The sequence below is a fragment of the Bacillus cereus group sp. Sample62 genome, from assembly GCF_036851315.1.
Taxonomy (GTDB): domain Bacteria; phylum Bacillota; class Bacilli; order Bacillales; family Bacillaceae_G; genus Bacillus_A; species Bacillus_A wiedmannii.
On record NZ_JAFLPK010000001.1, the window covers coordinates 4,327,343 to 4,339,828 of the forward strand.

Genomic DNA, 12,486 nt, shown 5'->3' on the forward strand with positions numbered 1-12,486 from the left:
ATGTCTACTGCTACGCAAGTAAATAAACGAGAGTTATTACAAGTACAAAACTTAAAACAATACTTTCCTATAAAAAAAGGGATTCTAGGACGTTCTATTAGCTATATTAAGGCGGTTGACGATATTAGCTTTACAATTTATGAAAAGGAAACTGTTAGTATTGTTGGTGAATCTGGTTGTGGAAAATCCACTACTGGGCGTGCAATATTGCGCCTTGATGAAGCAACAAGTGGAAAAATTATATTTCAAGATAAGGATTTACTAGAATTAAATAACTCAGCAATGCGAAAGGTTCGAAAAGATTTACAAGTTATTTTTCAAGATCCCTTCGCTTCTTTAAACCCTCGGCAAACTGTCGGGAGCATTTTAGAAGAAGCTATGGCCATTCAAAACGTATGTCCAAAAAGAGAAAGAAAAGCAAAGGTTATTGAGTTACTCGGGAAAGTTGGTCTTCCACCTGATGCAGTGAAGCGCTATCCACATGAATTTAGTGGTGGTCAACGGCAAAGAATCGGAATTGCGCGTGCTTTAGCTGTTAATCCAAAACTCATCATTTGTGACGAAGCTGTCTCCGCTTTAGATGTTTCAGTGCAAGCACAAGTTTTAAATTTATTAAAGCAGTTGCAACAACAGTATGGGTTAACATATTTATTCATCTCTCACGACTTAGCTGTCGTTCGACACATATCAGATCGCATCATTGTAATGTACCTTGGTACCATTGTGGAGATTGCCGATAAACATTCTCTTTTTAACAATCCGCAACACCCTTACACAAAAGCGCTTCTCTCAGCAATTCCTACCATCAGTGCAGGAACGAAAAAAGAGCGGATTGAACTTAAAGGAGACCTGCCCTCTCCTTTAAACCCGCCGACAGGCTGTCGTTTTCATACTCGTTGTCCGTATGCCATTGAAAAATGCGCTACGCAGCAACCAATTTTTCAATCTATAAGTGAAGATCATAAAGTAGCCTGTCATATCATTTGATCCGAGTCTGAATAATAGAAATATTTACAACACTTTAGTATAATAATAAAAAACAAGATTGAGGTATGTATGTTAACTTATGAAGCATTTGCTGTATTAATAACGATCCTTGTCTTAGCTCCAATTTTTGGAGCTATTATTTTATTATGTTTATTTATTTTTGAAAAACGAATCGACTTACTAGAAAGTGAAAAGAAAAAAATAGCACTAGAACGAGAGTTACAACAGTCTTTATATCATCAACTTACTCAACAAATTCAGCCTCATTTTTTATTCAATACATTAAATACAATTTTAAGCTTAGCTCGTCTACAGAGAACAGATGAAGTTGTCAAATCACTCGAGATCTTTTCTCTATTTTTAAAAGGAAAATATAAAACAACTGATTTATTAATTCCTATTTCTGAGGAACTAGCCTATACGAATTATTATATTGAGATTCAAAAAATGCGATTTCGATCGAGACTTTCAGTAAGCATTACTTCTTCTGAAGATTTACACCATGCTTATATTCCACCTTTCGTTATTCAAACGTTAGTTGAGAATTCCTTTAAACACGGGCTAGAAAAAAAAGCTGGTCAAGCAATTTTAAATATTCATCTATACAATACAAATAACCGAATTACCCTTCTAGTATCCGACAACGGTACTCAAAACGAACCATTTACTTCCCATACGGAAGAAAGCGGATATGGACTTGAAAATATAAAACAACGATTTCAGTTATTCTTTCAAGAACAAACTACGTTCTCTTTCCTCTCTACAAAAGAGAACGGCACGAAAGTAGAAATCACATGGCCTTTCATCACAGAAAAAAACACAGAGGAGGTAATACAAAAATGAACGTGCTATTAGTAGATGACGAACCGTTAGAACTGGAGCAATTAGAATTCCTCATCCACCGCCAATTCCCTAATTGGACACTGCATCTAGCTTTAGATGCGGATGAAGCTTTACGTATAAATGAAAAATTCTCGATTCATTTAGCACTTTTAGATATTCACCTTCCAGGTATATCAGGCCTACAACTAGGTGAAAAATTAAAAAGTAATAACTCTAACCTCGACATCATTATCGTAACCGCATATCAAAATTTCGATTATGCAAAACAATCTATTCGTCTAGGAGTTATTGACTACATAACAAAGCCAATTATAGAAAAAGAACTCATCGACATATTACAAAAGTACAAAGGAGATTCCAATACTCCTTCCTACTCACGTATTATTCAAGATACATTAGACATCATCCATGAAACTTTTCATGACAAACTACACTTAGCAGACATCGCAGCTAAAGTACATACAAATCCGACTTATTTAAGCCGACGGTTCCATGAAGAAGTAGGTATTTCATTTTCCGGATATATCATGCAATATCGGATTGAAATGTCACAGAAATATTTAACGGAACACCCACATTGGTGTATCTCTCAAATCTCTGAACGATCTGGTTTTAATAGTCAGCATTATTTCAGTACTGTTTTTCGTAAAATGACCGGAATGACTCCGAAAGAATATAGAGGCGAGGGATAAATTGTGACGAAAAACAACTCAGCTTTCACACCTTTACAATTAGGTATCGGAACTGGTACTGTTCTTTTATTATCTAAATGGGTCGCAAGTATATCGACACTCGCTTTACCTGAATCTATTATCAATTATGGGCTAATCGCTGGTATTCTTTATGCGATGATTGGCCCTTTCACTCTTATTTTATTGGGGATTTTAATAAAAAAAATACGTTCTACATTCCCTGAAGGAGAATCCATTCACGATTACTTATCTTATAAACTTTCTCACAAAGGATATATAATTGTATGCTCTTTCCTTGCTCTATTAAGTATAGAAAGTATGTTCATTCAAACGAAAGTTGCTAGTATTTTACTTAATGTTTTTTTCCATATTCCATATACATTGGGTTCTTTCCTTTTCATTACCCTTTGTACAATATTCGTAATGTTAAGTAACACTAAGCTATTTACTAAAATGGCTATTATGCAAACTGTATTAATGTTTTCTACCATGATTATTATTCCAATTTATTTTTTTGTGCAAGATGGCATTACCCATGTATACGATGGAATCCGCTTATATCACCCGTATTTGCTATTTTATGAAAATATAAACGGAATATATTTTCTTACTGCCGGCATTCTCATCGAAACAGGAAGAGTATTAATAAGTCCTGCATCTTGGGATAAAGCTTTCCGTATTCATCCTAAAAAAATCATTCCAACTTTTTTACTATCAGGATTTATATGGATTACCATCCCTTTGGCATTCGCTTCTCTAATTATGATAGTTATCTTTAGTGGGAGCTTAGATCATTTATACGATCTTCTAGCTCAACTTCCAAAAAAAATAGAATTTACCATTTTATTTTATCTACTCGTTATCGGCTCTTTAAGCGCAATAACTTCTAGTTTTATTTCTTGGATGCATGGATTTACTAAACTCATTCGAGATTTTATACCGATGATACGTACAAAAATAAATTTCAAATTATATACAGCTCATTTTATTTCTATAACTATCGGATTTTTAGCTTTTTTCATTACAATTACTACAAACTATACTATTTTAGAAATTATTTTTTTCTTTGGTATTCTTTATACATCTCTTATCATCACAATATTATTCGTTATTTTCAGCAAACAAAAAATTAGCATCATTATACCGCTCATCTCGATTATTGGTACCCTTATCGGTTATGTAACTTACTTCTTAATCAGTCCTTTAACGAGCATTTGGGTTAGTATAGCGGTTACTCTTTCACTAAGTATTTGTTATATGTTTTCACATTGGATACACCAACAATTCAACTATAAAATGAAACAATAATATGAGGCCCTTTTGGTAGTTTAAATTTTGCTACCTAAGGCCTTTTTATTTTTATCGCAAACTATTGTACTGCGCTATAAATTAGATTTATTGTTTATATGACCTCACATCTAATTTGTAATACACGGTTCATTTTATAAAAAAAATGTCATACAACCTCATAGTCTTCTCATAAATTTCCATATAGAATAGAAGTATATAGCTTGCTATAAAAAGGAGTGGATCGGAAGATGTCAAAAAGATTATGTAAATCCGAAACTGATAAAATGCTATTTGGTATATGCGGTGGTTTAGGGGAATATTTTGATATTAGCTCTACTCTCATTCGCATACTTTGGGTCATTGCTATTTTATGTTTTGGGACGGGGTTTTTAGTTTATTTTATTTGTTTATTACTTATGCCACGCTCTTACTAATAACATTCTTTCATATATTTGAGCATAGCGTATAAAAAATCCCCTATAGATTTTTCTATAGGGGATTTTTTCATGAAGAATATTTCATCGTTAAATGTAATACCGCTACTTCATCTTCTTCATTTCTATAACTATGTTTTTTATTCGCTTCAAATTGAATAGAGTCAAACTCATTTAATTCGTATACATCGCTTTCTACTTGAATCGATACACTCCCTTTCATTACTGTTACAAGCTCAATAGCACCTTCATGATGAGCTTCTGGTTCATATATACTATTCGATCTTAAACAAGCACGGTGCATTTCCATCCCCGTTTCTTTCGTATAACGGAACATCGTTTCTAAATGCCATGCTTGTCCTACATCTACTGCAAATCCTTCTCCGCAGCGCGCCACAGCTACAGGTTCTCCAACAACCATCAATCTGGATAAAGGAATCGATAACCCTTTCGTTATTTTCCAAATGACAGCTAACGTCGGATTCGTTTCGCCTCTTTCAATCTTTCCTAATGTTAATTTACTAACCCCTGTTTTTTGAGCTAATTCTTCTAAACTCAGTTTTTGTTCATTTCGAATTTGTCTTAACAACTGACCTACTTGCTGAATGACTTCTTTCGTTTGCATATCTTCATGTTCTTTCATCTATAAAACCACCTTAAAGTATAAAATAGTTTACTTTTATTGTTTTTAAGTATATCATACTATACATAATCATCAAATTCCGAAAGGAGTGCTATACTTCATGCGCGCAATTTTATTAGGCCTTTTATCATCAGCCTTTTTTTCCGCAACCTTTATTATTAATCGAGCGATGAATGTATCTGGAACGAGCTGGGCCTGGACAGCTTCCTTCCGTTTTTTATTTGCTCTCCCTATTTTATTCCTTATCGTTTTATTTCGCAAAAACTTAAGGGGTTTATGGGAAGAATTAAAGAAACATCCATTAGCGTGGATCGGATGGGGTTCCGTTGCTGGTATTGGTTTCTATTCTTTATTAAGTTTCGCAGCTGTCTTTTCTCCAGCTTGGCTCGTTGCCGGAACTTGGCAAGTTACTATATTAGCAGGTTTACTTTTATCACCATTATTCTTCGTTAAAATAGAAACGAAATCAGGCACAAAACTTGTACGCGGAAAAATTCCACTTCGTAGTTTATATGTCGCATTATTTATTTTACTTGGTGTAATTTGTATGCAAGCGACTGCAGCAGGTCATATAACAATGACTCAGTTCATTTCAGGTTTTTTACCTGTCGTAGTAGCAGCCTTCTTATATCCATTCGGCAACCGAAAAATGATGGAACTTGTTGGCGGACGTCTTGATACGTTCCAACGTGTATTAGGAATGGCAATAGGAAGTCTACCTATAACAATTTTACTTGGTATATACGGATTTTCTACTACTGGTATTCCAACATCCAGCCAAATGTTGCAAGGATTTTTATTAGCATTATGTTCTGGCGTAATTGCAACGATGACATTTTTCTTTGCTACCGACTTAGCCAAAGATAACCTCGCTCTACTTGGAGCTGTTGAAGCAACGCAAGCTGGAACGATGGTCTTTACAGTGCTTGGCGAAATTGTTTTCTTGAATGGTTCATTTCCTGGTGGTCTTTCCCTACTTGGAATGATTATTATTATGTTAGGAATGGTTGCTAATAGCGTGTTAAACCGTTCTGCTCCAGTCGTTAAGCAGAAAAAAACTGCATAAAAAAGAGTATAGTTCTCTAACAAAGAACTATACTCTTTTTTTTATTGTCCCCCTATTTCGCCTTATCAGAATAGTATTTCATTAGCTGTTTATACTAAAACCTATGTTATAATACGTTTCATGCGCAATATTAGGAGGTAAATTATGTTAAAAAAAGCAATCGCTGAATTTATTGGTACATTTGTACTTGTATTATTCGGAACTGGAGTAGCTGTCATTGGCGGCGGAATTGAAGGAATTGGAACATTAGGAATCGCTATGGCTTTCGGTCTATCTATTGTGGCTATGGCATATAGCATCGGAACAATTTCTGGATGTCACATTAACCCAGCAGTATCAGTAGCTATGTTCATCAACAAAAGAATGAACGCTATGGAACTTTGTTATTATGTATTAGCTCAAATTTTAGGTGGTTTATTAGGAACTGCAACGTTAGTAACGATTTTACGCTCTGCTAAAACACCTTTAGATAATTTAGGACAAAATGGTTTTGGAACTCTTGGTTTATCTGGAGCATTTCTAGTTGAATTTATTTTAACTTTCGTATTCATTTTAGTTATCGTTGCTGTAACAGGTAAAAAAGGAAGTTCTTCTCTAGCAGGATTAGTAATTGGTTTCACATTAGTTTTAGTTCACTTATTAGGTATTCCGTTAACTGGAACTTCTGTTAACCCAGCTCGTAGTATCGCACCAGCTTTATTCGCTGGCGGAGAAGCACTTTCTCAACTATGGGTATTCATCGTTGCACCAATTCTTGGTGGTATCGTAGCAGCTATTGTTGGTAAATTCATTTTAAATACTGAAAAATAGAATTTTCAATATTTCTGAATAAAAAAAGGCGAGCCCTCATTATGAGGTTGCTCGCTTTTTTACTCTTTCATTTTAGACTTTAAGTTTGTAACTAATTGATCTACCGTTACATTTGCAAGTACGTTTTCCATCGCTTCTTGCGCTTGCATTAAAATAATTTCTAATACTGATTGAATATTAGCTCCTACTGGACATTCAATGTTGGGATTTTCATGGAAGGAAAATAGTTGTCCTTCTTCTACAACTTCCACTGCTTTATATACATCAAGTAATGTAATTTCTTCTAAATCACGAGCAAGTGTCGTACCACCTTTACCAGCTTGTACATCAACAAGTCCTGCTCTCTTCAACATTCCTGTAATGCGACGAATCACAACTGGATTTGTATTCACACTACCAGCAATCCATTCAGAGGTACAGCGAGAGTTTCGATCTATCGCAAGTAACGTTAACATATGAACACCTACTGTAAAACGACTACTAATCCCCATCTGCACACCCTCCTTTGTATTCATTCTATTAAAAGACGACTCTTATTATTATATACTATTTTTAATTTATACATAAAGGAAAAGCATGATTTCAATAGGAAATCATGCTTTTCTCTCATTATTGACGCTTTATAAATTTCGCTAAATCTTTAAATTTCACTTTATCTGAGTAATTCATTACGCCGTTTACGTAAATGCGGCTTGCAAGCATATTGATGATAACGATAGTCACCAATAAAATTACTAACGTCACACCAATTTCTACAGCCCCAGCTTCACCAGCTACAAGTCTTGAAAATGTAACCATAGGTGTAAAGAATGGAATATATGAACTAACTACAGCTAATGTACTATTAGGATCAAATAGTGATTTAATACTAATGAAAAATGCTGCTATACCTAACATTGTAATTGGGAACGAAAGAGATTGCACATCCTCAATTTTTGATACAACAGCACCAACCGCTGCATATAACATTGCATATAGTAAGTAGCCCGTAACAAAATATACAACGAACATACTAATTACTACAGCATCCAACTTAGAAAAGTCTAGTGCAAGTCCCACTAAAGATGCATTTTCTAGGTCTACCCAACCTAATAAATATGGTACAAGAAAACCGAGGAAAGCAGTAATAAGTAATAGTAAAGCACTAGAAACAATTGCTAAAATTTTAGCATGTAGCATTGTTAATGGTTTTACTTTCGGAAGCATTAACTCCATAACACGAGACGACTTTTCAGATGCTATCGTCGTCCCAATTGTAGTTCCAAACACAATAATAAACATATATAAGGCAAACGAGAAAACATAGCCAATGCCAAAGGAAGATGCATGATCCTTTACTGCCTCTTGTCTTAACGGAATTTCCATCTGTAACTGCTTTGCTACTTCTGCAGATACATTATTCTTTTCAATCATTACCGCTGTATATTGTTCTTTTAAATAACTCGCCATAAGTGTAGCAGTTGATTGACTCGGAAAACCACTATACATATACGTCACTTCCGGAATACCATTCTTTTCTGTAATACGGAATAGACCGTCTAAATCACCATCTTCTACTTGCTTACGTAACTCATTAAACTTATCCTTATTTTCTACAGTTACTTTAGCAGACGGAAGTAACTTTGTTACATCACTTTCTTGCACTTTATAAGTATCGCTTTCCGTTACTACGGCAATTTTATCTTTTCCTTTATCGTTATCAGCAGTAAAATGATTAAATGCGAAAAGTCCAAACACAACTAAAAATAAAATCGCACTTGTAATTAATGATTTTTTAGATAAAAATGCTTCCCTAAAATAAAAAGAAAATACGTGAGAAAATTTACGCATCGTTATTTCGCCCTCTCTACAAAGATTTCGTTTAACGTCGGCTCTAACATTTTGAATTGTCGTAAGGTAACGCCTTGTTCTTGCAACTGTTGTAAAATCTTTAGAGCTTCTGCATCATCTTGTACTTGCACATAAAGAAGGCCTTGTTGTTTTTCATACGATACATGAATAGCTTCTAATCCCTTCGCATTCTCTTCTGTATCTTCAATCGTTAAGTTACGGAAACCGTACTCTTTTTTAATATCACTTAGCTGGCCTTTTACGACTGCTTCGCCTTTTTTCAAAATACATACATGTTGGCAAAAAGCCTCTACTTGTTCCATACGATGACTAGATAAAATAATTGTCTTTCCGTTCTGTACTTGTTCTTCAATAATGCTAGCTAACATCCCAGCATTAACTGGATCAAGTCCGCTAAATGGTTCATCTAAAATGAGAAGTTCAGGATTATGAAGAAGGGCAGCAATTAATTGGATTTTTTGCTGATTTCCTTTTGAAAGCTCTCCTGCCGTTTTAAATTTATATTCCGGTATCGCTAATCGCTCTAACCAGTGATCAATAGCAAGATCTACTTCTTTTTTCGACATTCCTTCTAATCTACCAAAATATCGCAACTGGTCTATTACTCTACTTTTTGTATATAAACCTCTTTCTTCTGGTAAATACCCAATCGTTACCCCACTAGTCCCAAATGATTTTCCATCCCATGTAATAGAGCCTTCATTAGGCGTTAATAACCCGAGAAGCATTTTGATTGTCGTTGTTTTCCCTGCACCATTTCGTCCAAGTAATCCTAGCACTTCACCTTTTGGTAACGAAATTTGCAAACCGTTAACTGCTTTTGATTCCCCAAATTGTTTCGTTAAGTTTTGAATTTGTAAACTCAAAGTATAAAGCCTCCCCTTTAATATCATTCATACTCTCTTTCAAAGACTATGTTTATTCAGGATAAAATATAGCACTACACTTCATCCTCTTAATATGTAACATCTCCTTAATCCATCATTTGTTCTATTTAGTTAAAATTGTAAATAACATCTTTCCATTTGTCAATTATAATTGTCATTCCGACAATAAAAGTTGTCAAAATGATTTCCATCATTTTTCTCATCTTTCTAATATAGGACATACTACTATATATACAAAAGACAATATGCAAATGTTCATAAAAAAATTTTTATATTTTAATATATAATATAAGATGATTTTCTAACATCAAGGAGGATACATATGAAGATGAAGAGGGGTATTACCACTTTATTATCTGTAGCGGTTCTATCTACATCGCTTGTAGCATGTTCAGGAACAACAGAGAAAACTGTGGCGAAAGAAGAGAAAGTAAAATTAACAGAACAGCAATTAATGGCTGATTTATGGTATCAAACAGCTGGTGAAACGAAAGCACTTTACTACCAAGGGTATAATATCGGTCAATTGAAGCTTGATGCAGCTCTTGCAAAAGGGACAGAAAAAAAACCTGCTATCGTACTTGATTTAGATGAAACTGTTTTAGACAACAGTCCTCATCAAGCAATGAGCGTAAAAACAGGAAAAGGCTATCCGTATAAATGGGATGATTGGATTAATAAGGCTGAAGCTGAAGCCCTTCCAGGCGCAATTGATTTCTTAAAATATACAGAGTCTAAAGGTGTAGATATTTACTACATCTCAAATCGTAAAACGAACCAACTAGATGCAACCATTAAAAATCTTGAGCGTGTAGGTGCTCCTCAAGCAACGAAAGAACATATATTACTACAAGATCCGAAAGAAAAAGGAAAAGAAAAGCGCCGTGAACTCGTTTCACAAACACATGATATTGTCTTATTCTTCGGTGATAACTTATCTGATTTCACTGGTTTTGATGGGAAATCTGTAAAAGATCGCAATCAAACAGTTGCAGATTCAAAAGCACAATTTGGTGAGAAATTTATTATTTTCCCTAATCCAATGTACGGTGATTGGGAAGGCGCTTTATATGATTATGATTTCAAAAAGTCAGATGCAGAAAAAGATAAAATCCGTCGCGACAACTTAAAATCATTTGATGCAAAATAAAGAGGATGGCATTCGCCATCCTCTTTATTTTACCTTCTCTGTTAAAGGCAAGATAAACACTTCCACACGCCTATTCTTTGCCTTTCCTTCTTGTGTATCGTTTGGAGCAATTGAACGGTATTCTCCGTAACCAATCGCACTAAATTTTTCTGGTTGTAATTCTTTATTTTGGAGTAATACTTGCATAAAATTAACTGCACGCTGCGTACTTAATTCCCAGTTCGATGCAAACTGCGCATTGGCAATAGGAACATTATCCGTATGACCAGATACTGTAATCTCACGAGGTGACGCTGAAACAAGTAAGCTAGACATCTCTTTTGCAATCCCTAGTGATTCTAACTTCACATCTGCTTTCCCCGAATCAAACAGTATATTCTCTAATATTGTCACCATTAATCCCTTTTCAGTTAATTTAGTTTGAAAAGAAGAGGATAATTGTTTTTCATTAATATATTGATCAATCTTTTTTTGTAATGCTTTCAATTCATCCATCTCTTTTTTTTCTTTCGCTCTAGCTTCTTCTTGTTTTTTTGCTTGTTCTGCCTCAAGGCTGCTTGCTGATAACTCTGTCTCTTCATTCGGCTTCTGATCACTCAAAAATTCTTTATTTCCTGTTCCACCTGCTAGTTCACTTCTAAACGCTACTGCCATCTGTTTGAACTTCGCAGCATCTATACTACTCATTGCGAATAAAACGATAAACAATGCAAATAACAACGTTAACATATCAGAATAAGGGATTAACCAAGTTTCATCGATATGTTCTTCGTGTTTTTTCTTTTTGCCTCTTCGATTTTTTTTACTCCGCATTTTTTTCTGCTCCTTTTTCTAGCTTTTTACGCTCAGTTGCAGAAAGTGCACCTAAAATGCGGTTCTTCATAATAAACGGATATGTACCCTCTTGTAGCATTAATAAACAATCAATAATTAAACGTTTTTTCTCTAATTCAGCTGCAGATTTTTGCTTTAATTTATTTGCAAATGGATGCCATAATACATAGCCTGAAAAAATACCAAAAATCGTTGCAATAAACGCACCCGAAATAGCATGACCTAACTTTTCAATATCAGTTAAATTGCCAAGTGCAGCTACAAGACCAATAACAGCACCTAAAACCCCTAATGTCGGTGCATACGTACCAGCTTGAGAAAAAATTGCTGCTCCTTTTGCATGCCTTTCTTCAATTGCTTCTAATTCAGCTTCTAAAATCTGCTCTAAATCTTCTGCGGATACGCCATCAATCACAAATTTCATACCACGCAAAAGAAATTCATCTTGAATTTTGTCTAATTGTTGCTCTAAAGACAAAATACCATATTTTCTACTCTCTGATGTCCAATGAACAAATAATTCTAGCAACTGTTCATAACTTAAATCCTTTTTATTTGAACCAAAAAGAACTTTAAATAATTTTGGAACCCTTTTTAGTTGATTCATCGGAAATGCTATACATACTGCAGCAAATGTACCGATAAAAATAATTAATGCTGCGGCAGGATTCAATAAGGAATTTACGTCAGCGCCCTTGACGACCATCCCTACTACTACCGCTACAAATCCTAAAATAAGTCCAATAATTGTTGCAAAATCCATTCCCATTCACTCCTAGTCTATACAAGAAGTTCTTTATTCTCGATAATCGCTACATCTTCTTATGTATATATATTACATAAAAAATTCATTTCATGAAAGATAAGAAATGAATTAAATGAAAAAATACTACAATTTCACACATTTTCTGACATTTTCTTTGCATTTCTATTACGTTACGACTCTTATATTTCTTTTTCAGTAAACTAGACTTATAATAAAAAACGATACATATTTTA

The 12,486-nt window shown here is 34.4% G+C and carries 14 protein-coding genes; 8 read left to right on the forward strand and 6 right to left on the reverse strand.

The features are described from left to right. From J0835_RS22055 to J0835_RS22075, 5 genes are all read left to right on the forward strand, one after another. A complete protein-coding gene (locus J0835_RS22055) occupies positions 1 to 987 on the forward strand; it encodes an ABC transporter ATP-binding protein (RefSeq protein WP_087982213.1) in 987 nt (328 codons plus the stop codon). Between the two features lie 69 nt (positions 988 to 1,056). Next, the gene (locus tag J0835_RS22060; RefSeq protein WP_087982215.1) at positions 1,057 to 1,830 is read left to right on the forward strand and encodes a sensor histidine kinase; all 774 of its coding nucleotides are present in this window, start codon (positions 1,057 to 1,059) and stop codon (positions 1,828 to 1,830) included. Continuing rightward, positions 1,827 to 2,522 (forward strand): response regulator transcription factor, encoded by a 696-nt coding sequence (locus tag J0835_RS22065; RefSeq protein ID WP_087982217.1) that lies wholly within the window; start codon positions 1,827 to 1,829, stop codon positions 2,520 to 2,522. The genes J0835_RS22060 and J0835_RS22065 overlap by 4 nt, the downstream gene beginning before the upstream one ends. Positions 2,523 to 2,525: 3 nt before the next feature. Then, on the forward strand, positions 2,526 to 3,830 hold the full coding sequence (locus J0835_RS22070; protein ID WP_087982219.1) for a sodium:solute symporter: 1,305 nt from the start codon (positions 2,526 to 2,528) through the stop codon (positions 3,828 to 3,830). 230 nt (positions 3,831 to 4,060) lie between these two features. Then, positions 4,061 to 4,246, forward strand: a complete 186-nt coding sequence (locus J0835_RS22075) for a PspC domain-containing protein (RefSeq protein WP_000044335.1) — start codon at positions 4,061 to 4,063, stop codon at positions 4,244 to 4,246. A gap of 70 nt (positions 4,247 to 4,316) precedes the next feature. Here the strand turns inward: J0835_RS22075 and J0835_RS22080 are convergent, their stop codons facing one another. Then, entirely contained in the window at positions 4,317 to 4,889 is a 573-nt protein-coding gene (locus tag J0835_RS22080; protein WP_087982221.1) for a helix-turn-helix domain-containing protein, read from the reverse strand. Between the two features lie 100 nt (positions 4,890 to 4,989). On the opposite strand from J0835_RS22080, the gene J0835_RS22085 reads away from it, so the two are divergent. After that, positions 4,990 to 5,955: a DMT family transporter gene (locus tag J0835_RS22085; protein ID WP_087982224.1), complete on the forward strand. Its 966-nt coding sequence runs from the start codon at positions 4,990 to 4,992 to the stop codon at positions 5,953 to 5,955. Between the two features lie 144 nt (positions 5,956 to 6,099). Beyond that, a complete protein-coding gene (locus tag J0835_RS22090) occupies positions 6,100 to 6,765 on the forward strand; it encodes an MIP/aquaporin family protein (protein WP_000913204.1) in 666 nt (221 codons plus the stop codon). A 59-nt stretch (positions 6,766 to 6,824) separates the two neighbouring features. On the opposite strand, the gene J0835_RS22095 is transcribed toward J0835_RS22090, so the two are convergent. From J0835_RS22095 to J0835_RS22105, 3 genes are all read right to left on the reverse strand, one after another. Further along, positions 6,825 to 7,256, reverse strand: a complete 432-nt coding sequence (locus J0835_RS22095; protein ID WP_000512998.1) for an Rrf2 family transcriptional regulator — start codon at positions 7,254 to 7,256, stop codon at positions 6,825 to 6,827. A 118-nt stretch (positions 7,257 to 7,374) separates the two neighbouring features. Further along, positions 7,375 to 8,595, reverse strand: a complete 1,221-nt coding sequence (locus tag J0835_RS22100; protein WP_087982226.1) for an ABC transporter permease — start codon at positions 8,593 to 8,595, stop codon at positions 7,375 to 7,377. Between the two features lie 2 nt (positions 8,596 to 8,597). Beyond that, entirely contained in the window at positions 8,598 to 9,482 is an 885-nt protein-coding gene (locus J0835_RS22105; protein ID WP_140386894.1) for an ABC transporter ATP-binding protein, read from the reverse strand. A gap of 343 nt (positions 9,483 to 9,825) precedes the next feature. Between J0835_RS22105 and J0835_RS22110 the strand changes: the two genes are divergently transcribed. Next, positions 9,826 to 10,653, forward strand: a complete 828-nt coding sequence (locus J0835_RS22110) for a 5'-nucleotidase, lipoprotein e(P4) family (protein ID WP_087982230.1) — start codon at positions 9,826 to 9,828, stop codon at positions 10,651 to 10,653. A 24-nt stretch (positions 10,654 to 10,677) separates the two neighbouring features. Here the strand turns inward: J0835_RS22110 and motB are convergent, their stop codons facing one another. Then, the gene (motB, locus tag J0835_RS22115) at positions 10,678 to 11,466 is read right to left on the reverse strand and encodes a flagellar motor protein MotB (RefSeq protein ID WP_087982232.1); all 789 of its coding nucleotides are present in this window, start codon (positions 11,464 to 11,466) and stop codon (positions 10,678 to 10,680) included. Next, positions 11,456 to 12,250, reverse strand: coding sequence for a flagellar motor stator protein MotA (gene motA / locus J0835_RS22120; RefSeq protein ID WP_000344855.1), 795 nt, complete (start codon positions 12,248 to 12,250; stop codon positions 11,456 to 11,458). Before motA ends, motB begins: the two co-directional genes overlap by 11 nt. Positions 12,251 to 12,486 lie beyond the last annotated feature (236 nt).